At 61.0% G+C, this 21,263-nt stretch carries 17 protein-coding genes; 16 read left to right on the forward strand and 1 reads right to left on the reverse strand.

What is annotated here, in order from left to right; genetic code table 11:
* Window positions 1–676, forward strand: a 676-nt coding sequence (locus ACILSL_RS24070) for an SDR family oxidoreductase (RefSeq protein WP_395734621.1), incomplete at its 5' end; no start/stop codon positions are given.
* Between the two features lie 6 nt (window positions 677–682).
* Here ACILSL_RS24070 and ACILSL_RS24075 read toward each other — a convergent pair.
* Window positions 683–1,768, reverse strand: a complete 1,086-nt coding sequence (locus ACILSL_RS24075) for a substrate-binding domain-containing protein (RefSeq protein WP_395734622.1) — start codon at window positions 1,766–1,768, stop codon at window positions 683–685.
* A 67-nt stretch (window positions 1,769–1,835) separates the two neighbouring features.
* Between ACILSL_RS24075 and ACILSL_RS24080 the strand changes: the two genes are divergently transcribed.
* From ACILSL_RS24080 to ACILSL_RS24150, 15 genes are all read left to right on the forward strand, one after another.
* Window positions 1,836–2,597 carry an RraA family protein gene (locus ACILSL_RS24080; protein WP_395734623.1) on the forward strand — a complete coding sequence of 254 codons (762 nt, stop codon included), beginning with the start codon at window positions 1,836–1,838 and terminating at the stop codon, window positions 2,595–2,597.
* Between the two features lie 15 nt (window positions 2,598–2,612).
* Window positions 2,613–3,713, forward strand: coding sequence for a sialidase family protein (locus ACILSL_RS24085; RefSeq protein ID WP_395734624.1), 1,101 nt, complete (start codon window positions 2,613–2,615; stop codon window positions 3,711–3,713).
* A 7-nt stretch (window positions 3,714–3,720) separates the two neighbouring features.
* On the forward strand, window positions 3,721–4,920 hold the full coding sequence (locus ACILSL_RS24090) for an SGNH/GDSL hydrolase family protein (RefSeq protein ID WP_395734625.1): 1,200 nt from the start codon (window positions 3,721–3,723) through the stop codon (window positions 4,918–4,920).
* Window positions 4,921–4,929: 9 nt separating this feature from the next.
* Window positions 4,930–5,745 (forward strand): HpcH/HpaI aldolase/citrate lyase family protein, encoded by an 816-nt coding sequence (locus ACILSL_RS24095; protein ID WP_395734626.1) that lies wholly within the window; start codon window positions 4,930–4,932, stop codon window positions 5,743–5,745.
* A gap of 28 nt (window positions 5,746–5,773) precedes the next feature.
* Window positions 5,774–7,144: a hypothetical protein gene (locus ACILSL_RS24100; RefSeq protein WP_395734627.1), complete on the forward strand. Its 1,371-nt coding sequence runs from the start codon at window positions 5,774–5,776 to the stop codon at window positions 7,142–7,144.
* A 102-nt stretch (window positions 7,145–7,246) separates the two neighbouring features.
* Complete coding sequence (locus tag ACILSL_RS24105) at window positions 7,247–7,981, forward strand: phytanoyl-CoA dioxygenase family protein (RefSeq protein ID WP_395734628.1); 735 nt, start codon at window positions 7,247–7,249, stop codon at window positions 7,979–7,981.
* Window positions 7,978–9,162 carry a hypothetical protein gene (locus ACILSL_RS24110; protein WP_395734629.1) on the forward strand — a complete coding sequence of 395 codons (1,185 nt, stop codon included), beginning with the start codon at window positions 7,978–7,980 and terminating at the stop codon, window positions 9,160–9,162. Before ACILSL_RS24105 ends, ACILSL_RS24110 begins: the two co-directional genes overlap by 4 nt.
* On the forward strand, window positions 9,159–11,627 hold the full coding sequence (locus tag ACILSL_RS24115; protein WP_395734630.1) for an alpha/beta hydrolase fold domain-containing protein: 2,469 nt from the start codon (window positions 9,159–9,161) through the stop codon (window positions 11,625–11,627). The genes ACILSL_RS24110 and ACILSL_RS24115 overlap by 4 nt, the downstream gene beginning before the upstream one ends.
* Window positions 11,624–12,907: a hypothetical protein gene (locus ACILSL_RS24120; RefSeq protein WP_395734631.1), complete on the forward strand. Its 1,284-nt coding sequence runs from the start codon at window positions 11,624–11,626 to the stop codon at window positions 12,905–12,907. Before ACILSL_RS24115 ends, ACILSL_RS24120 begins: the two co-directional genes overlap by 4 nt.
* On the forward strand, window positions 12,904–13,107 hold the full coding sequence (locus tag ACILSL_RS24125; RefSeq protein WP_395734632.1) for a hypothetical protein: 204 nt from the start codon (window positions 12,904–12,906) through the stop codon (window positions 13,105–13,107). Before ACILSL_RS24120 ends, ACILSL_RS24125 begins: the two co-directional genes overlap by 4 nt.
* Window positions 13,104–14,780 (forward strand): phosphate ABC transporter substrate-binding protein, encoded by a 1,677-nt coding sequence (locus ACILSL_RS24130; RefSeq protein WP_395734633.1) that lies wholly within the window; start codon window positions 13,104–13,106, stop codon window positions 14,778–14,780. The genes ACILSL_RS24125 and ACILSL_RS24130 overlap by 4 nt, the downstream gene beginning before the upstream one ends.
* Window positions 14,781–14,929: 149 nt before the next feature.
* Window positions 14,930–16,441 (forward strand): hypothetical protein, encoded by a 1,512-nt coding sequence (locus tag ACILSL_RS24135; protein ID WP_395734634.1) that lies wholly within the window; start codon window positions 14,930–14,932, stop codon window positions 16,439–16,441.
* Window positions 16,442–16,446: 5 nt separating this feature from the next.
* On the forward strand, window positions 16,447–18,729 hold the full coding sequence (locus ACILSL_RS24140; protein ID WP_395734635.1) for an aminotransferase class III-fold pyridoxal phosphate-dependent enzyme: 2,283 nt from the start codon (window positions 16,447–16,449) through the stop codon (window positions 18,727–18,729).
* A gap of 77 nt (window positions 18,730–18,806) precedes the next feature.
* The gene (locus ACILSL_RS24145) at window positions 18,807–20,195 is read left to right on the forward strand and encodes a polysaccharide-degrading enzyme (protein WP_395734636.1); all 1,389 of its coding nucleotides are present in this window, start codon (window positions 18,807–18,809) and stop codon (window positions 20,193–20,195) included.
* Between the two features lie 22 nt (window positions 20,196–20,217).
* Window positions 20,218–21,263 (forward strand): LamG-like jellyroll fold domain-containing protein (locus ACILSL_RS24150; RefSeq protein WP_395734637.1); only part of this gene is annotated, 1,046 nt, incomplete at its 3' end.

Raw genomic sequence — 21,263 nt, forward strand, 5'->3', positions numbered from 1 at the left:
CGTGCTGTGTGTGGATTTGGCGGAGCGTGCTGTGGACATGGTCAGCACAGCCGGTCTTCAGGCGCATGTGAGCGCGGCCTCACTCAATGCCGCTGACACTGCGGCTGTGGAAGCCTTTGTTCAAGAGCAGATCGCCATGCACGGCGTGCCGCACGGCCTCGTGGTGATGACGTATGCCTCAACGGCCAAGCGCTTTGAGGACCTCTCGGCGGAGGATTTTGACATGGCAAACCACGGCAACCTCACCGCCACCTTCGCCCTCGCGCGTGCCGCGGGCCAGCACATGGCGGAGCAGGGCAGGGGTAGCATGGTTCTTTTTTCAAGCATGTATGGCAGCGTCTCGCCGGATCCTTCAGTGTATGCCGCGCCGATGAATCCGAATCCCATCGAGTATGGTGTGGGGAAGGCGGGCATCCAGCAGATGGCGCGGTATCTGGCTGTGCACTGGGGCAGGCAGGGAGTGCGCTGCAACAGCATCTCGCCCGGGCCGTTTCCGAATCCAACGATCCAGTTTCAGCAGCCGGAGTTCGTCGAGCGTCTCGCGCAAAAAGTGCCGCTGGGGCGTGTGGGGCAGGCGGCCGAGATCGCCGGGGCCGTGACCTTCCTCCTCAGCGATGCCTCCACATTCATCACCGGCCAAAATCTGGCGGTGGATGGAGGCTGGACGGCATGGTGAGCCCATTCACAGCGTCTCACCCCGGATCAGCTTGGGCATGAGGCGGATCGCCTTCGGAGGCAGTGAGCCGGACTCCGCGAGCTGCCGTGCCGCCTTGCACACGCTGCGGGCAAACTGGCCGGTGTTTGCCGCATAGCGCGTGATGAGTGGCACCGTGTGCTGGAGAAAAGTTTCGTCATCGCGTGAAATCACCGCGACGTCCTGCGGCACGCGTTTGCCGCGCTGTGTGAGAAACATCATCACCGTGAGCACATGCATCGCCCGTGCCACCACATAGGCCGTAGGCGGCCGGGGGGAGCGCAGCGCCTTGTCCAGCAGCGCGCAGAGATTGGCCGCAGTGCCATCGTGAGAGATCACCTGCAGCGTCGGTGCATGGCTGCCGCCCAGCGCCTCGCGCAGCCCTTGCTCGCTCTGCACATCGCCACCGTAGTCTCCCAGGGGGCGCACGAAGGCGATGTGCCGGTGACCCTTGCCGCACAGCATGCCGCCCGCATGCCGGCACAGCGCGCGGTAGTCTGTGTCGATGGAAGGCAGGCTGATCTCCGACGCGCAAGACCCCACCACCAGGCAGGGCAGCTGGCGACGCATGAACCAGCTCTGCACCGGCTCCAGCGAGCCAAAGACCAGCCACGCAGCCGCAGGCGATCTCGTCGTCAGCGCCTCCAGCGCACGTGTCGGTTTGGCTGTGAAGCACGCGGTGCTCACGTGAATCTCAAAGCTGAATCCCACGCGGGAAAGCTGGTCGCGTAAATCATCCACCATCACCACCGTGGAAGGAGACATCTCCAGCAGCGGCCGTGGCGAGATGAGCGCAATCACCCTTGGCTGCGCCGTCTTCTTCGGCTTCACCGTCGTCTTGATGCGCCGCCGCTGTCTGTCAGACACTTCTAGAAAGCCATCGCGCTCCAGTTCATGCAGCGCGCCGCGCAGCGTGTGGCGGCTCACCTGCAGGCGTGCGCACAGCTCGCGCTCCCCCGGCAGATGGCCGTGCCAGTGTCCGGCCTGCATGGACTCGCGCAGGCTCTGCGCTGTCAGGCTGACAAGGGAGATTCGCTGGGGCAGTCTCGGGCTGGAGGATGTCGTGGACTTCATCTGGTTTGGACAACAGACCAGAAGCAAGCCGTTGTGACAAATCGTTTCAACAGCCTCTTTTCGTACCATGTCTCACAGCGCGCGCCATCTCTCGCACAGCGACCTGCTTCAGCTCAAACGCTGGAACACCCCCACCATCTACAACGGCTGGGAGCAGATCACCCGGCACAATGCGGGCACAGACGCCTTCAACATCGAGGAAACCCGTGACTTTATGCCGCAGATGGGACCGATGGTCGGCTACGCCGTCACACTGGTGATCGAGCCCTCAAACGCCGCGCACCGCCAGACAAATCCAAATGCCGGGGCGGAGTTTCGCCGCTACATCGCCAGCGTCCCCGGACCCAAAATCATCGTCGTGCAGGATCTCGACAAGCCCCGCGTGCTGGGTTCCGCCTGGGGCGAAGTCAGCGCCAATATGTTCCGCGCACTCGGCTGCGTGGGCACTATCACCGACGGTGCCATCCGCGATCTGGATGAAATGACCAACGCGGGATTCAAGGCGCTCGCCCGTCGTCTTTGCGTCGGCCATGCCTTCGTTCACCCCGTGCGCTGGGGCTGCGAGGTCGAGGTCTTTGGCCGCACCGTGAAGCCGGACGATCTCATCCACGCCGACAAGCACGGCTTCATGGTCATCCCACCGGAAGACCAGCCCAAGCTGCTCGAAGCCGCCCGCTTCATGGATGCGAATGAATGCGCCACCGTCATCCCCGCTGCTCGCAATGCAGCAGGCCTGAGCACGGACGAACTTGTCGGCAATCTCGAAGCCAGCATCACCCAGTTCAGTGCCAACGTGAAAAGCCAGTTCTCCCGCCAGGGCGAGTGGTAACCCCTGCCTGACCCCATGAAACTCATCGCTCTCTGTCTTGCCTTCGCCTGCCTGGCGCACGCCGAAAGCATCATCACTTTCAATCTTGATCCCACCAAGGAAAATCCGCGCAACTCCGAAGGTTCCTTCGCCACGCTGGCCTCAGGCCGCATCATCTTCTGCTACTCGCAGTTCTACGGCGGTGCAGGGGATGAAAGCCCGGCCCGCATCGTGCGCATTCATTCGGATGATCAGGGCCGCACTTGGAGCCAGCCCGTCACCGTGGTGGAAAACACCGGCGGCGACAATGTGATGAGCGTCTCCCTGCTGCGCCTCGCCAGCGGCAAGCTGGCCATGTTTTACTGCATCAAAAACAGCTGGATCGACTGCCGCCCGCACATGCGCATCTCTACCGATGAAGGCGAGACCTGGACCGAGCCCAAGCTCGTGCAGCAGGCACCGGGTTACTTCGTGATGAACAACGACCGCGTCATTCAGACCAGCAAGGGGCGCATCATTATCCCGCTGGCCTTTCACCGCTCACGCGGCTCGGACCCAGAGAGCAGCAAGTCCTGGGACTCACGCGCCATCGCCATGTGGATCTACTCCGATGACGAAGGCGCCACCTGGACTGAAAGCTCAAGCTGGTGGGCCATGCCCGTGCGCAGCGGCAGCGGCCTGCAGGAGCCCGGCGTGGTGGAACTGGCAGACGGCGGTATCTTCTCCTGGTGCCGCACGGATCAGGGTGCGCAGTACGGCTTTTACTCCACGGATGCGGGCAAAACATTCTCACCACCCATGCCCACGGAAATGAAATCTCCGAACGGCCCCGCCAGCATCAAGCGCCTGCCCGGCAGCAGCGACCTGCTGGCCATCTACAACGACCACTCCGGGATGTTCCCGTTCCCGCCCAAGAAGCGCAATCCTTTCGTCGCAGCCATCTCCACAGACGGCGGCAAGACCTGGCCCAAGCGCAAGCTCATCGAGAATGATCCCGACGGACTCTACCACTACACCGCCATCCACTTCGTGGGCGATGCCATGCTCATCGGCTACTGCGCTGGCGACAGCAAAGTGGGCGCACTCAATCGCCTGCGCATCCGCCGCATCACCCTCGACTGGCTGAAGCAACCCTGACACACCCATGCGCACGCTCCTTCTACTTCTCGTCTTCTGCTCACACCTGCTGGAGGCGGCACCGCTGAAAACCGCAGCCTTGCTCGCCGCAGGCAAGGATCCCGTGCGCATCGTCTGCATCGGCGACAGCATCACAGGCGTCTATTATCACAGCGGCGGTCGCCGGGCCTATTCTGAAATGCTTCAGCTCGCGCTTCAGCAGCTTTACCCGCAGACAAAGCTCAGCGTGCATAATGCAGGCATCAGCGGCGACACCACCACAGGCGGACTCAAGCGCCTTGAACGTGATGTGCTCGCCCACAAGCCGCATCTCGTGACGATCATGTTTGGCATGAATGATCTCGTGGGCACGCCGGTGGACGTTTTCAAAAAGAACCTCCGCGAAATGATCACGCGCTGCCAGAAAGCCGGCGCGGAGGTGGTGCTGTGCACGCAGAATTCGATTGTCGAAACCCCTCAGCGGCCCTGCGCCCGGCTCGCCGAATTCACGCAGGCCATCCGTGACGTGGCCAAGGAGCAAACGCTCGTCGTGGCCGATTGCTTTGCCGCGTTCGAGGCCGTGCATGCCGCCGATGCGGCCGAATGGAATCTTCTCCTCAGCGACACCATTCATCCCAACATGGCGGGTCATAAGCTCTTTGCCGAAACGCTCGCGCAGGCCATCACCGGACGGACCGTTTCGCTTCGGGAGGTCGGTCCGCCCACGCCTGCGCTGCCGCACACTTTTGCCAAGCTGAAAGCGGGCCAGCCCATTCAGGTGCTCGCCATGCCGCCGTATGATGCACTCATTGCTCCCGCATTGCAGCGCCTGTATCCCGCAGCCGTCGTCAAGGTCACCCCCTGGACCGTGGCAGGTCAGACACTTGCACAGCTTGAAGTCTTCGCGCGCAAGGTGCGCAGCATGAAGCCGGATCTGGTAATCATCGCCGTGCCCGCTGAACTCCCGCTGCAGGATCAGCTCCAGTTTCACCACGATTATTCATGGATCATGAACTGGTCGCTCAGCTTCGGCGTGCAGCAGTGGGATGTGGCGGTGGCCTTGCCCTCGGTGGCGAAACCCGCGCTCAGCAAAGAAGAGAGCCGCCACGAGGCTCTGGCCCAGCGCCTGATCCAGGCCCAGGACCTTTCCATGATCACGCGCCGCAGCGGCGACACCACGCCGCTGCTCGAAATTCTTTCCACCTGGCTCGCCCAACAACAACCCTGATTCCCTTTTATGAGACGTTCCAAAGTACTCGCCAAAATCCGTGCCGGCCAAGTCGCCCGTATCTGCTGCACCGGTTCGCCCATCGCTTTCTTCCCGGCCATCGCAGCACATTTTAAATACGACGGCATCTGGCTGGATGCCGAGCACCGTGTGTGGGAGCCCCGCGAAGCCGAAACCATGCTGGGCCGCCATCACGCCGCGGACATCGACTGCGTCTGGCGTGCGCAGACCAAGGAGAAAAACAGCCTCTACCGCCTCCTCGAAGACGGTGCCGCAGGGTTGATGATCCCACACGTCGGCAGTGCGGATGAAGCGCGCGCCTTGGTCAATGCCATGAAATTCCCACCGCTCGGAGATCGCGGCTTCTGCGGCGGTGGCCGGGATGCAGACTACTGGGTCGGCAAGCCCGAAGACTACATCGAGCAGGCGAACCGCGAGACCTTCCTCACCGTGCAGATCGAAACACCTGCCGCGCTCGCCAATGTTGAAGAGATCGCCGCCGTGCCCGGTGTCGATGTTCTCTTTCTCGGCCCGGGAGACATGTCCCTGCGCCTAGGCTGCACGCCTGCGGTGAATGATCCCGTGATGCTCGATGTGCAGAAACAGATCGCCGCCGCCTGCCGCAAGCATGGCAAGGCATGGGGCCGTCCCGTGGGCTCCGCTGCGGATGCAAAGACGATCATCGAACTCGGAGCGCAGTTTGTCGTGCTGGGCAGTGAATTTGGCGCGCTGCATGCGCATCTCAGCGCCTGCTCGGCCGATTTTGACAGCGTGCTCAGCGAAATCTCCGGCCAGTCCGCCATTCCTGCGGGCAAGACGTACTGACGAGGAGCGTTCTTTTCATTCCAACCTCATGAAAGCAATCCTCGTTCTCGCGTTTCTTCTTTCACCCATTGGCCTGTGGAATGCGGCGCACGCAGCCGAGGCCGTGCGTATCGCCACCTTTGATGTGGATGCCACACCGCCGCTCGGAGCCGCGATGGCCTATGATCCGGTGAAGCGCGTGGACGATCTCACCCTCCGCTGCCGGGGCATCGTCATCCTTGGTGGCGGACAGCCCATCGTGCTCTGCGCGGTGGACTGGATCGGCATCGCCAATGAAGGGCATGATGCCTTTCGTGCCGCGCTCGCAGAGGCGGCTGGCACGGTGCCGGGCCGAGTTGCTGTGCACACCCTGCACCAGCATGACGCCCCTGGCTGCGACTTCACGGCGGAGAAGCTCATCAAGGAACTCGACATCAAAGGCTACAGCCGCTTTGAAGGCACGTTTCATCGTCAGGTCATCCAACGCGCGGCCGATGCCATCCGCGCCGCTCTGCCCTTGGCACAGCCCGCCACGCATTACGGCTACGGTGAGGCCGTCGTGAAGGAAGTGGCTTCCAACCGTCGTGTGGAGCGCACCCCTGAAGGCAGGATCGGCCGCATGCGCGGCAGTGCCTGTAAAATCGAAGGCCTCATCTCCTTGCCGGAGGGGCTCATCGATCCCGTCGTCTCTCTGCTCAGCTTTTGGAACGGCGACAAGCCCATCGCCGTGCTCAGCGCCTACGCCTGCCATCCGCAGAGCTACTACCGCCTTGGCATTCCCAGTCCGGACTTCCCCGGCATTGCGCGCTTCATTCGCGGGCAGGATGTGAACGCCGCCCTGCATGTCCATTTCAACGGTGCCGGTGGCAACGTCGCCGCAGGCAAGTACAACGACGGCACGCAAAGCAACCGCGTCATACTCGCCACCCGTCTTGCCGCCGGAATGCGCGAGGCCTATGACAAGACCACGAAGCTGCCGCTCACAGCCGCCGATATCGGCTGGGGCAATGTGCCGGTGAAGCTGCCGCTCTCACCCCGGCTGAACGAAGAAGATCTGATCGCGAAACTCAAGGCCACCGAAGCCAAGGGCTACATCTCTTTTGCCGATCAGCTCGCCTTCGTGCGCCGCAGCAAGGCCGGGCAGGCGATTGACATCACGTGCCTCCAGGTGGGCGACTCACGCATGCTGCACCTGCCGGGCGAACTCTTTGTGGAATACCAGCTCGCGGCCAAAGCCATGCGTCCCGATCTTCACGTCATGATGGCTGCCTACGGCAACTACGGCCCCGGCTACATCGGCACCGCCGCAGCCTATCCCGAAGGCGGCTACGAAACCGGCCCCACTTCCTCGAACGTCGCGCCGGAGGTCGAGCAGGTGCTGACTGCAGCGATGCAGCAGTTGCTGGGCAAAAAGCCGTAACGAAGAAGGATTCACTCGCATGACCTCCGAGTGCTTCCAGCCACTCCAAACCGCAGGTTTGATTCACCGCACCGACATCCGTCGGGGCGGCATTCATCACAAATGAAAACCAGCCCCCAACTCCTCACCGATTATGAGCGCGATGGCGTCGTGCTCATTCCTCAGTTTCTCACCACCGAGGAGGTGTCCGCCGTGCGTGCCGAACTGGAGCGCTACATCCGCGATGATCTCAGCGCGCAGCCCGCCGATGCCCGCACGTTCGAGAAGGATGAAAAGACCGTGCGTAATCTCTGGCGTCTCGAAAAATACAACGAGTGGTTTCGCCATCTTGGTGAACGCGAAGACATCCGTGCGCTCGTTGCTCCGCTGGTGCATGGCGATCCCGTGCTCGTCGGTGTTGAAACTTTCAACAAGCCTGCGCGCATCGGCTCCGGCGTGCCCTATCACCAGGACAACGCCTACTTCTGCCAGTCTCCGCCGGACATGCTCACCGTGTGGATTGCCATTGATGAAGTCACGGAAGCCAATGGTCCGGTCTTCTTCGTCAAAGGCTCGCACAAAGACGGCATGCAGCCCACCCGGCCCAGCGGCGTGCGCGGCAACAGCATCGGCATGGCAGCTCCGTCTCCTGTGCCATTGAGCGAACAATTCTGCGGCCTGCTGGCTCCTGGAGATGCCACCATTCATCAGTGCGAGACGATCCACCACTCCGCGCCAAACACCACGGACCACTCCCGCCTTGGACTGCTGCTCGTTTATCGCGGCAGCCACACACAGACCGATCCGACACTCAAAGCCGCTTACGCCGCCGCTGTGGCCATGACCCCTCCTGCATGAAAACCGGTTTCCTCGTCCTGCTTTTCGTTGCCACCTGGGCTTCTGCGCGTGACATCCACGTCGGCAAAGACGCGCCTACCATCGCTTATGCCATCAAGGCCGCGCTGCCAGGAGACGTCATTCATCTCGAACCCAAGGTGTATCGCAACTATGCAGGCTTCTACGGCAAGAAAGGCGAACCCGGCAAGCCCATCACGCTTGATGGCCATGGCGCAACGTTGGAAGGCAGCGATCCCCTTGATCCTGCGCAGTGGACTGAAGTGTCACCCGGACTCTTTGCCAATGACCACCTCCTCGCGCGCAATGATGACGCCATCATTGGTCGCTGGTTTTTTCTGTGGAGCGGGCAGATGCAGCACATGGGCCGCACGTCCAAAGGCCGCAGCGCGTCTCTGAAAAAGCCGGAGGAACTTCAGCCCGGCGAATGGACTTTTGTCAAAGACCCTTCGCGTGAGAAGCCACCGTCCAAGCAGATCTACGGCAGCTTCTATCTCAAGCTCCCGGCGGGCCAGAAGCTCGCCGATGCTCATATTTTTGCTCCCGTGCGCAGCGCAAGCGTGCAGTTCAGCGGCGACAATGCCCACCTCGTCATCAAGAATCTCACCGCCACGCATCCTTACAACGACGGCTTCAACATCCACGGCGACTGCCGCGACGTGGTCTTTGAAAACATCGCCGCCATCGAGTGTGGTGATGACGGCATCAGCGCACACGAGTCTGCGCAGTATCGCGTGGATGGTTTTGTGAGCATCGGCAACAGCACCGGCATCACCGACACCGGCACGGCACAGACCAGTTATAAAAACGTCTTCTTGGCAAAAAACATCGGCTTCGATCTTTTTTTCCTCGATGAAGGCCGCTACACCCTCACGAACGCCCTCGTGCTTTCGTCGGCGCAAAATCCGCTGTCGATCACAGGCCGTGCAAACGGCGACTGCCGGATGCAGATGAAAAACGTCTTCATCCGCCGCCTTGCAGAGCCCCGCATGGGCAGCGTCGCTCTGCGCGCAGTGCTGGAGGCCAGGCACTGCACCTTTGAAAACATGGAGGTCAAAGTCGCCGGTGCAGCCACCTGGGAAAACTGCCTCATCAACGGCAAATCCTTCCCCGAAGGCAGCGGCGCATTGGGCGCTGATCTCCATGAGCTGATGAAACTCGTGCCAAAAGATTTCAAACCATGAAAGCGGCCCTGCTCATCTTCATCCTCCTCTCAGTGCTGACACCTCTCAGTGCGCAGGAGACCTATCCTCCCATGCACCGCCTCACCTGGGAAGAGTATGTCGGCACGCTGACGCACTGGCGGCAAAAGTTCCCCAAGGCCATGTCGCTCGAATCTCGCGGCATGAGCGGCCAGAACATGCCCGTTTATCTGCTGAAAATCACCGACTCCACGGTGCCTGCCGCTGACAAGCAAATCTGCCTCATCACCACCCTGCACAGCGGCCCGGAGCGCACAGGCACCACGGGCGCGCTGGCCTTTGCCGAGTGGTGTCTCAGCGATGATCCTCTGGCGGTGGAGACACGGAAAAAGCAGATCGTGCTCGTGATGCCCTGCGTGAATCCGCTGGCCATGTTTTACACAGACCGCTTTCGCAATGAGCACGGTGTGGATCCCTACACCGGCCTCGGCCGTCTCGGCAAGCTGTGGGATGTGAAAACGCTCACCCTCACCAAGCCGGAGGATGCCCCCGAACTCACCGCCGTGCTCTCCGTGATCGACGACTACCAGCCCGAAGTTCACGCCGACCTGCACGGCACAGGCCTGCAGGAATACGCCCCCGCACAACTCGGCGCACGCCGCATGTATCACGGCCAGATCATGACCGAAGTTACTGGCGGCGCGTATTCAAACTACGCCCTGCGCCCCTGGGACTGGCGCGTGACGGAGGCCATGATCGATGCCGGACGCACAGCGGGATTCCCCTCGGATCGTTTCGAGGCAGACGCCCAGCGCACCTTCTGGGGCCCGGAGCTCGCTCCGCTGGGGCGGAAGCTCTGGCACGGGATGCCCATGTTTTATTCCGCGCACTATGGCTACGCCAAACACCACACCATGCTGCTCACTCAGGAGGTCGCCTGGGAGCAAAGCCTTGTGGCCCGCATGCAGGGGCTCATGCGCATCGGCAATGGTGTCTGGCTGGATGAAAGGGCCCCCGGCTATCCCGTGAACCGCATGCGCCACTTCGTCGGCCATTACGTCACGGCCTATGGTGCCACGGCCTCCGCACGCCGCAGCAGCCGCGTGGAACTGTGGAATCAGCAGAGCGACTTCGCGCTCGGCTTTCTCTATCCGCAAACCGTGGGCCGCGAGACCTTCGTCGTCGCCACAACGGCAGCGGCGAAACATGCCGTGGCCAGCAACGACTTCCGCTCTCTCCTTGGCGACTCCGCCAGCGAGGCGGAGCGCTTCATCAAAGCAGGACCCGAACTCAAAGTCGCCATGGAGCAAACTCCAGAGCAGCTCCTTGCAGCCAAGACCGACGCCAAATTCAGCCATGGCATCGGCTTTCGCCTGCGTCTGCCCTATCGTGCCCCCAAACAACTCGAAGTGCGCCTGAATGGCTCCGTGTTAAAGACAGATGCCGCCGATGGCTATGAAAGCTGGTTCGCCGACGGCTTCACGCAGGTGCAGGTGAATGTGCCGCCGCAAAGACTTCAGCCCCACGGACTCTACTTCATCACCTGCGCCTATACGCCCGACGAGCAGCGCCCCACCGGCTGGATGCCCCCTGCGGAGGTGCAGAAAAAGTACGCCACGGAGAAACTCGATGCCACTCCAGCCGCCTTCACCGATGTGGCCTACGGCTCCCACTTCCGCCAGACGATGGACGTGTGGCTCGCGAAATCAGCGCAGCCCACACCGGTCGTATTTTATATCCATGGCGGCGGCTGGAATGCGCAGGACAAGACGGACATCCATCAGCATCTCGATGTGCCTGCGTTCCTCAGTGCCGGCATTTCCGTCGCATCGATCAATTACCGCTTCCTCGTGGATGCGAACGCCGCCAAGGTCACACCGCCGCTGCAATGGCCTTTGCAGGATGCCGCGCGTGCCTTGCAATACCTCCGCTCGAAAGCAGAGGAATGGCATCTCGATAAAACACGCATCGCCGCCAGCGGTGTCAGCGCCGGTGGCTGCTCCTCCCTCTGGCTCGCCATGCACGATGACATGGCCGATCCGCAGAGTGCCGATCCCATCGCCCGCGAATCAACCCGCCTCCTATTTACAGCGACGAAAGCGCCCCAAGCTTCGTTTGATCCGCAGCAGCTCGTTGAATGGATTCCCAACAGTGAATACGGCGCCCACGCCTTCGGCTACCCGCTCAGCAAGTCGCGCAAGGAAACCTTCCCGCTCTTCCTCGCGAACCGTGCGCAGCACCTTGCCGACATCCGCCTCTGGTCACCCATTGCCTACGCCAGCGCTGATGATCCGCCTGCATTCATCCTGTATACCAAAGAGGACAAGCCCCCGGTCAAAGGTGAAGTGCAGACCGATCCCAGCCACAGCGTGCTGCACGCGCTGATGCTGCAGGAAGTACTGCGGCCTCTGGGTGTGCCCTGCGCGGTGCATCATCCGCAGGATGGCAAACCAGCCACCACTTTGCAGGAAATTCTCACACAGCACCTCAAACCATCTCAACCATGAAACCATTCTCTTTACTCACCGTCCTGCTGCTTGCCAGTCCCTTGGTCGCAGCCGATGCGCCAATCAACATCGGCAGCCGCCGCGAACTGTTTGCGGATTCCTTTTTGATCGAGAGTTTCAGCGGTACGCAGCTGCAACTCCAGACCCCGCGTGATGAAGGTGTGGCCTTCAAGTTTGACCAGCCATGGGAGGGACTCTTCAGCGGCTATGCCACCCTCGTCACACTCGAAGACGGCCGCCTGCGCGCCTACTACCGCGGCAAGGCCGTGGCCAACAAGGACGGCAGCGAAGAGGAGCTGACCTGCGTCGCGGATTCCACTGATGGTCGGCAATGGACCAAGCCCGAACTGGGGCTTTATGAAGTGATGGGCACCCGCAAAAACAACGTGGTGCTTATGAAGGCGCACACGGCCACGCATAACTTCAGTCCCTTCCGTGATGAGCGCCCCGGCGTGCCCGAGGATGAGCGCTTCAAAGCCTTCGGCGGCACGATGGAAGGTGGCGGCCTCACCGCCTGGAAATCTCCCGATGGCCTGCGCTGGGAAAAGATCAGCCCCGAGCCGGTTATTACTAAGGCCATGGTGCCCTACAAATACATGTTCGATTCGCAGAACGTGCCGTTTTGGTCTGCAGCAGAGGGGAAATATGTGGCCTATTACCGCGTGTTTGAGGGGGGCATCCGGCGCATCGTCCGTAGTGAAAGCAAGGACTTCCGCGCGTGGTCGGCTCCTGTGCTCATGGAGTATCGCAATCCCTCCGTGCAGGCCCCCATCGAGCATTTGTACACGAATCAAACGCATCCCTACTTCCGCGCGCCACACCTGTATGTGGCCATCGCCGCGCGCTTCATGCCGGGCCGCCGTGTGCTCACTGACGAGCAGGCCGCCGCCATTCATGTGAACCCCGGCTACTTCAAAGACACCTCCGATGCCATCTTCATGACCACGCGCCCCGTGGAGGGCGGCGCGAATGCCGCTGCGTATGACCGCACCTTTCTCGAAGGCTTCATCCGTGGTGGCATCGGCGCGCAGAACTGGGTCTCCCGCACCAATTACCCCGCGCTCAATGTGGTGCCCACCGGGCCGCATGAGATGTCCGTCTTTGTGAATCAGGACTACGCGCAGCCCACCGCGCACATGCGTCGCTACTCGCTGCGCACGGATGGCTTTGCCTCGCTGCATTGCGGTTACGCGGGCGGCCACGCCATCACCAAGCCCGTGGTCTTTGCTGGACGCGAACTCTCCCTGAATTTCTCTCCACCTCCGCCGCCGGTGGCGTGAAGGTCGGCTTTGAAGACGTGGATGGCAAACCCGTCCCCGGCTTCGGCCTGGAAGAGTGCGTGATGCAGATCGGCAATGAACTGGACCGCAAAGTCACTTGGAAATCGGGCGCGGATGTCAGCACGCTCGCCGGGAAAATACTGCGCCTGCGTTTCTCCATGAAGGACGCAGACATCTTCTCATTCAAGTTCACACCGTGAAACGTCGCTTCACGCTCTTCGCACTGGTCGGATGTCTCGGCGTGGCCTGCGCCGCAGACTCCACGCCGACGATCTCCGGCATCTGGATGATGGGCCAGTCCTTGTGCGATGGCTCGGAGTCCCTGCCGGTCGTCACTGGTGAAGACAGCGGTTGGGGCAATCTCACCTTCCAGCGCGGGGTCCGCACCTGGCTGCCCAAGGACAATTCCGCTACGCCGGAACTGCGTCCCGCAGAATTGTTCAAGCTCGTGCCACTCCGCGCGCAAACCAACGGCGGTCTCGGTGAAACCGTGGCCAATGGCATGGCCGATCACTGGCAGTCGGAGCGATTTGGAAATGACAAGGCGCGTGCCGCTCAGGCAGCCTCACGCTTTCTCGTCGCCTGCGCAGGGCAGGGGGGGCGGCAGATTCAGGAACTCTCCAGTGCGGATCTTTCCACCGATGTCCGCACCCCGGAATCACGCAGGCATGGCGGCGGCTACTACCGCACCAGCCTGGATGATGCACGCCGTGCCGTGACACATGCCAAAGAAATGGGCGCGGCCTTCCGCATCGCCGCCCTCTACTGGATGCAGGGAGAAGGCAATGGCGGCCCCACAGGCAGCCTCGTGCCTACACGCTGGGATGCCGAACTGCCGCGCCCTGAAGGACTCGCTTGGTACCGCGATCAACTCATCGCCTATCGCAAGCAGTGGTCGGCAGATCTGTGCGCTATCACCGGGCAGGGCGGCGAGCTTCCCATGTTCACCTATCAGACGCTCGGCCCTGCAGGAGAGGCTCAGCTCATGGCGGCGGATGCTGATCGAAACATCTGGCTCGTAGGTCCTCACTACGCCGTGCCCAGCGCCATCAACAGCCGTACCAAGCCCGGTCGCCATGGCGATCCCATCCACCTCTCTGCCGATGGCGAACGCTGGTGGGGCGAGCAAGTGGGCAAGGTCATGCACCGCGTGCTGGATCGCGGCGAAGACTGGCAGCCGCTGCGTCCACGCTCTGCAAAAATCGGCTCAGGTCGCGACAGCATCCTCCTCGACTTCACCGTGCCACGTCCACCCCTTGTGCTCGACACCGCTTTCCTCGCGCGGCAGGAGATCGCCACAAAAGGTGGCTTTGCTTCGCTCGCAGGCTTTCGCGTGCATGACAGCGCAGGCAAACCGCTCACGCTCACCTCAGTCGAAGTCGTTGCCCCCAAGCAGGTGCGCCTCCGGCTTTCTCAATCTCTGCCCGCAGACAAAACCTGCCGCGTGAGTTACGGACATCCCTATGCCGCAGCCCTCGGCACCATCGCATCTTTACGCACAGGCTCGGAGCAAAAGGCGGAGATCATCCTCACCGCCAGCGTTTCCGCACAACTCAAGCCGCTGCTTGCGGAAGGTGCCTTCTTTATCGCCAGTCTCACCGGCCCGCCGACCCGCGTGGCCATCCGTGCCGTGAGCGAAGTCAATGGCGTCACAGTCCTGCAATACGATCCCGCCGAGCTTCGCAATGGCGTGCCCTTCGAGGCCGGTCAGTCTCTCGTCGCCCAGCGCTCCTTCAGCTACGGCAATCTGCGTGACTCCGATCCCGAGGCATCGGTCCACACCTTTGCCGATGCCGCCTACGGCACCCGCGCAGGTCAGCCCTACCCCTTGTGGAACTGGTGCGTGATCTTCTCGGATCTCGCCGCCGATTAATGTACTCACGAGCTTTAGCTCGTTCTGGGAGTCTCGCGCGCCGACCATGGCAAATTAAAGATCGCGGTTCCTTTGGACCATCCCTGGTATGCACACCGGACCAACGTTTTGCGCTCGCAACGCCTTCGCAGGGCACCACAATTCCGCCCATGAAGCTCACCCTTTGCATCCTCAGTGTTCTGACTCTCCATCTTCAGGCGGCTGAACAGGTCTTCTTCGCTTTCGACGATCACAACATCGCCTGGCAGCACAATCTGAAACTCACTCTGGAGACAGCGCAAAAACATCCGGGCAATCCGGTGCTGCGCAACGGTCCTCCAGGATCGCCCGATCACGGTCACGCCGTTCTCTATGGCACCGTGCTGAAGCAGGGCGACACCTTCCGCATGTGGTACCTCGGCATGCATGAGCCGAAGATTGAGAAAGGCCAGGCCCCCGGCTGGTGGCGGCCCATGTGCTACGCGGAAAGCAAGGATGGCATCACCTGGACGAAGCCTGATCTCGGCCTCGTGGAGTTCAATGGCAGCACCAAGAACAACATCTGCCAGATTGAAGGCGAGCCCCACTCCATGACCCGCGTGAATGATTTTCTTTCCGTGCTGTATGAACCCGATGAGCCGGACGCCACGAAGCGCTACAAGTGCGCCTACATCGCCCACATGCCGTTCGATGAAGTCAAAGGCGGTCGCAGCAAGATCGGGCCCAATGAGAAACGCTGGGGTTCGTTTGTCACCGCCACCAGTGCAGACGGTTTGAAGTGGAAGTGCGTCGGCGACCGCCCAGCGAATGCTGGAGGCGAACGCTTTGAAGTCAGCGGCCTCTATCGCTTCGGAGACATCTACTACGCCACGGGCCAGCTTCTCAGCCCCTGGTCATGGCGCGCGGATGGCAGAGACATCGGCCGTGACATGCTCGCCTATCGCTCATCGGATTTCGTCACCTGGTCCAAGGCCAAAGCCTTCTCCTACGCGCGCCCAGGCCAGCTCTCTGATCCGCCGGTCAAAGGCCAGCAGATGCACATGGGCGCGGGTCTGTGGAACCGCGGCAATGTCATGGTCGGTCTGCACGGCATGTGGCAGGACGCGGACCAGCCACCACCCAAGGGCAAGAGCTGGAACTACGGCGTGCGGGTGGATCTCGGCCTCATGATCAGCAACGACGGCGTGCACTATCGCGAGCCAGTGCCGGGTTTTAAAGTTATCCCGCGCGGCAAAGAAGGCGAATGGGACGATGTCGCCATCCTTCAGGGGCATGCTTTCGTGAATGAAGGAGATAAGACCATGATCTGGTATTCTCACTGGAACACCGGCGGTGATCTGGAAAACATGGACATCGGACTCGCCACCCTGCGCCGCGATGGCTTTGGATCGCTCTCCCGCAAAGTCGCGGATGAGGAAGGCCATTTCATCACCAGCCCGTTCGAGGCGAAGGAGATCGCCCTGAATGTGGACGGTGCCACGCCAGAGAACCCTCTCATCGTGCAGCTCCTTGATCCTCTCGACCACCCGCTTGACGGCTACGAAGTCAAACTCACCACCAGCGGTGTCCGCGTCCCTCTCACCTGGTCCAAGCCCTTGCCAGCCGGCAAAAAGCTCGCCCTGCGCGTGAATTTCCCGGCCGGCAGCACTGCCAAGGTCTATGCCATTTACCTCAACGACTGATCCCCATGCCACTCTCTCTCGTCACCGAACTCAACGACACAGATCGCAGACTGCTGCATCGCGCCATCGACGGCTTCGTGCCTGAAAAAATCTTCGATGTTCACACCCATCTCTTCCACTCCCGCCATTTCGCGGAGGGGAAACGTCCGGTGTTTCTGGATGAAAACCGTGGCTACGGCATGCAGGACTTCCAGGCCGCCATGCGCCTCTGGCTGCCTGGGCGTGAGGTGGAGGGGCTGTTCTTTGGCTATCCCAGCGCAGGCAATGACCGGGCAGGGGAGAATGCATGGCTGCAGTCGCAGGTGGATGGTACGGGCAATTCACGCGCCCTCGTCCTCGCCGCGCCGACCGATGACCCTGCGGAGGTGCGCCGGCTTCTCAGCACCGGTGTGTTCGTCGGCATCAAGCCCTATCGCATCTACGCTGACGTGCCTGATACGAAGGAAGCTGAGATCGAATCCTTCGCCCCGGAGTGGATGTGGGAGCTCTGCCATGAGCACGGCGGCATCATGATGCTGCACATCATGCTCGCAGACGGCATCACCGATCCGCGCAATGTGGCCTCAATCCGCCGCCTCTGCCGTCGCTACCCGCGCTGCAAGCTGGTGCTGGCCCATGTGGCACGCTCGTTCAATTACCGTCACGCTCGTGAAGGCCTGCATCATCTAGTCGATTTGGACAACGTCGTCGTGGACACCTCCGCCGTCACCCAGGCCGGAGCCTTCCGTGCCGCACTGGAGATCCTCGGCCCGCGCCGCGTTCTCTGGGGCAGCGACTACATGGTCAGCGAGCTGCGCGGCTCCTGCATCACGCAGGGCGATGGTTTCACCTGGATTCATCCTGAGATCACCGGAGACAAGCTGACCATCTTTGGCCAGTACACCACCGTGGGCATCGAGTCGCTTCTCTGCCTGCGCGAAGCCTGCGAAGATACCGGCATGACGCAGGGAGATCTGGAGGACATCTTCCGCGAGAATGCGCTGCGCCTGCTCAAGCCCGCCCGTGAAAATCACTCCGGCCAGCATCTCTGGGAAGAGGCCAAGACCAAAATCTCCTGCGGCACCGGTCTGCTCTCCAAGCGCGCGCATCTCTTCGATCCCCAATCCTGGCCCTCCTATTTCTCACGTGCCAAGGGTGCGTCCATCTGGGATCTCGATGACAACCGCTACATCGACTTCACCGGCGGCGTCGGGGCCATCCTGCTCGGCCATGCCGATGACGAAGTGAATGCTGCGGTGAAACGCCGTGTGAATCTCGGCAGCTACGCCACGCTGGCTTCACCTGATGAAGTGAAACTGGCAGACGTGCTGCTGGATCTGCATCCCTGGGCAGGCAAGGTGCGTTACGCACGCGGCGGCGGCGAGGCCCTCGGGCTTGCCGTGCGCATTGCCCGCGCGGCCACCGGCAAAAGCGGCATCGCCTTCTGCGGCTACCATGGCTGGAGCGACTGGTATCTCGCGGCCAATCTCGGCGATGACGCCGCTCTCGACGGCCACCTTCTGCCCGGCCTGCAGCCTCTCGGTGTACCACGCGAACTCGCAGGCACCGCCGTGCCCTTCCGTTACAATGATCCCGATTCCTTCCTCGCCGCCATGCAAAAGCTGGATGGCAAACTGGCCGCCGTGGTCATGGAGCCCATGCGCTCCGAACTCCCGCGCGATGGCTTCATGCAGCAGGTCATCGATGCCTGCCACGCCGCCGGAGCCGTCTATGTGCTGGACGAAGTGACCAGTGGCTGGCGCTTTGGCTTTCCCGGTGCCGCCCCCGGGCTCGGCATCGAGCCGGACATCGCCGTGTATGCCAAGGCCATGAGCAACGGCTATCCTGCCGGAGCCATCATTGGCAAGAGCGCCGTCATGGATGCAGCGAACAGCAGCTTCATCTCCAGCAGCTACTGGACAGATGGCGTGGGCACTGCGGCCTCGCTGGCCTGCATCGGCAAAATGCAGCGCGAGGGTGTTCAGGAAAAAGTGTGGCAGATGGGCGGGCGCCTGCAGTCTGGTCTGCGGGAAGTCGCCGCGCGGCATCCGGACCTTCAGCTCAAAATCGGTGGCATGCCCTGCGCGCCGTCTCTAGGTTTTGCCAATCCCGCCGCCAAACAGCATATGATCCGCCACATGCTCCAGCGCGGCTTCTTGATGTCCAGCCAGCTCTATGTCACATGGCCCCACACCGAGACCATGGTTGCAGACATGCTCGCCGCGCTGGATGAATCCCTCGCCATTGTTTCTAAAACTCCCCTGGAGGCCGCACAAGGCCCGCAACAAGGTTTTGCAAGGCTGGTGTGACTGATCAGTGGAGATTTTGCTGGTAAATGAATGCCTGCACCGGAGAATATAGCTGAGTTTTTCACCTAAATTTGATCATGCGTCCTTTGGATTGTCCCCTCATTTTTCTTCGGTTCATCGCATTATCAGGTGCCTTGTTGTCGGCAAATGTTTTGGAGGCGGCGGTCTATGAAGTCGGTCCAAATCAAGCATGCAGCGACATCGCATCAGTACGGTGGGAGGCGTTGGTGCCCGGGGATACGGTGCATATTCACTGGCGGCCGCAACCGTACAAAGAGAAGTGGGTTTTGAGCTGTCGTGGCACCGAAACGAAGCCGATCACAATCAGCGGCGTGCCTGGTCCCGAGGGCCAGCTGCCAGTGATTGACGGCCAGGACGCGACGACGCGTGCAAATTTGAATTACTGGGGCCAGGAGCGCGGGGTTGTGAAGATCGGGGGTTCAAACACCTCGGGGAAATCTGTTCCCGGGTACATTGTATTGGAAAATCTGGACATCAGGGGCGGCAGGGCTCCGTTCACCTTCAAAGGTCGGCGGGGTGTCACTGCTTACAGCAAAGATGCGGCGAGTGTGAATGTGGAGATCGTTGAGCATCTGGTGCTCCGAAACCTCGTTCTTCATGACAGCGGCAATGGCCTCATGGTCAGCCCGCAATCAAAAGATGTGCGTGTGGAACGCTGTCACATTTACGACAACGGTAATCCTGGCAGCATTACCGAGCACAACGCTTACACGGAGTGTAACGGAATTGTGTTTGAAGGGAATCACTTTGGGCCACTGCGCGAAGGATGTGCTGGTAACAACCTCAAAGACCGCTCCGCAGGCCTGGTGGTGTCCAATAACTGGATCGAGGGTGGCAATCGGCAGCTTGATCTGGTGGATGCCACAGGAAATGCCGCGCTCAACGCTTCACCAGCTTATCGCAAAACCCATGTCTATGGGAATGTGATCATCGAGCGTGAGGGGGATGGGAATAACCAGTTTGTTCATTATGGTGGCGACAGTGGCAAGACCGCGGGGTATCGCAAAGGAGTGCTGTATTTCTACCACAACACGGTCATCTCCACACGTTCACGGTCAGTCGCCCTGTTCCGTCTGTCATCAGAAGAGGAGACGGTGGAGTGTTTTGGAAACATCCTGCATGTCACCTCAAAAGGAAAAAACCTGTCGCTCATGTGCAAGCTGGGGCTGCTCAAGCTCGGAAGGAACTGGCTCACGGAGGGCTGGGTGCCCAGTGTGGACGATTTCACTGGAAAAATCGAAACACTGGCGGCCTCGGAACAAGGAGCTGATCCAGGATTTGTGTCATTGAAGGACCAGGATTTCACCCTTGCTTCGGCTTCTCCTTGCATCGGCGCAGCGCCTGATCTGCCCGCCGGACTGCCTCCCTTCCTGCGTCGTTACATTCGCCATCAGCAGGTGGAGGATCTTCCCGCAAATGGACGACGCAATCTGGGAGCCCAGTGACATCTTTGCCCCCTTGAGTCTCATGAGTTTCCGCTTTGCCATGCTGTATCATCTGGTCCTCAGCGGGATCTGTCTCAGCGCACAGGGGGCTCTGCCACTGCAGGACCCTTGGGCGGAGAGCTATGCCAATCAGGATGCCACCGGGCCGCATGTTCTCGGCTGCTGGAAGTTTGACGAGATGCCGCTTACAGACGCCTCCGGTCGAGGAGCGCAACTGGTGCTGAACAGCGGCAATCTGGTGCCGGATGGGCGTTTCGGCGGCGGCCTCAAGTGCGCTGCCCTCGCCAAGGTGGCTGTGGCTCTGCCTGGTCACTCGCCTCAGGGAGCCTTCTCTGCTGAAATGTGGGTGAAGCTTTCAATCAATGCACAGCCTCAGCAAATAGCCTGTCTTTTGGACAAGCAGGGGGCGGGAAAGGAGGACTTTAGCTGGAGCCTGAGCCCGGCGAATGAGCGTGGTCTTCGGCAGCTGGTGGTCAGGCTTGGTTTTGGTTCGTATGTTAAAGAGTTTGTTTCCGCACCTGCACTGCTGCCTGGCGACGACTGGAAGCATCTGGCCTTCACCTATGATGGAGCTGGCAGGGTTGCTTTTTTCGCCGATTCCCAACTTCTGGGTGAGGTGTTTGAAGAGCGCTGCGGCTCATTGCAGCCTGGCGGACAGCCGCTCTGCTTTGGCAGCACTCTCTCAGGGACGGCGGTTTTCCCAGGCCTCATCGACGAGGTGCGCTTATGTTCTGGCGTTCGTGGTTTTGCTGCTTTTGCGCTGGAAATCAACAGCACCTCTCATGCCTGGGAACGGATGGATCGCCCCTGGCCGATGAAGATCACCTGCACAAACTTGCGCACTCAGTCCTTGAGCGGTGCCAACATGACGTTCATTGCCGACGGGGTGGCTCAAACGTTCATTTTTCCCGATCTGGCTCCTGGTGCCTCCAACGTGAATGAGTTCGGGCCAGACACTTCGCTCAAGCCTGGAACCTACACATTGGAAGTGGTCATGGGCAAGGGGGTCAACCGCGTCAGCCGTTCTCAGGAGTATCAAATCATTGGCAGACGCAGGCAGATGCTGCC

This window comes from Prosthecobacter sp. (genome assembly GCF_044222345.1).
In the GTDB taxonomy this organism is placed as follows: Bacteria; Verrucomicrobiota; Verrucomicrobiia; order Verrucomicrobiales; family Verrucomicrobiaceae; genus Prosthecobacter.

Bases quoted from the DNA above. Each gene is read 5' to 3' on its own strand.
- ACILSL_RS24100 (WP_395734627.1), top strand. From the start codon at position 5,774: ATGAAAGCAATCCTCGTTCTCGCGTTTCTTCTTTCACCCATTGGCCTG.
- ACILSL_RS24120 (WP_395734631.1), top strand. From the start codon at position 11,624: ATGAAACCATTCTCTTTACTCACCGTCCTGCTGCTTGCCAGTCCCTTG.
- ACILSL_RS24080 (WP_395734623.1), top strand. From the start codon at position 1,836: ATGTCTCACAGCGCGCGCCATCTCTCGCACAGCGACCTGCTTCAGCTC.
- ACILSL_RS24145 (WP_395734636.1), top strand. From the start codon at position 18,807: ATGCGTCCTTTGGATTGTCCCCTCATTTTTCTTCGGTTCATCGCATTA.
- ACILSL_RS24110 (WP_395734629.1), top strand. From the start codon at position 7,978: ATGAAAACCGGTTTCCTCGTCCTGCTTTTCGTTGCCACCTGGGCTTCT.
- ACILSL_RS24085 (WP_395734624.1), top strand. From the start codon at position 2,613: ATGAAACTCATCGCTCTCTGTCTTGCCTTCGCCTGCCTGGCGCACGCC.
- ACILSL_RS24095 (WP_395734626.1), top strand. From the start codon at position 4,930: ATGAGACGTTCCAAAGTACTCGCCAAAATCCGTGCCGGCCAAGTCGCC.
- ACILSL_RS24090 (WP_395734625.1), top strand. From the start codon at position 3,721: ATGCGCACGCTCCTTCTACTTCTCGTCTTCTGCTCACACCTGCTGGAG.
- ACILSL_RS24075 (WP_395734622.1), bottom strand. From the start codon at position 1,768: ATGAAGTCCACGACATCCTCCAGCCCGAGACTGCCCCAGCGAATCTCC.
- ACILSL_RS24105 (WP_395734628.1), top strand. From the start codon at position 7,247: ATGAAAACCAGCCCCCAACTCCTCACCGATTATGAGCGCGATGGCGTC.
- ACILSL_RS24115 (WP_395734630.1), top strand. From the start codon at position 9,159: ATGAAAGCGGCCCTGCTCATCTTCATCCTCCTCTCAGTGCTGACACCT.
- ACILSL_RS24135 (WP_395734634.1), top strand. From the start codon at position 14,930: ATGAAGCTCACCCTTTGCATCCTCAGTGTTCTGACTCTCCATCTTCAG.
- ACILSL_RS24140 (WP_395734635.1), top strand. From the start codon at position 16,447: ATGCCACTCTCTCTCGTCACCGAACTCAACGACACAGATCGCAGACTG.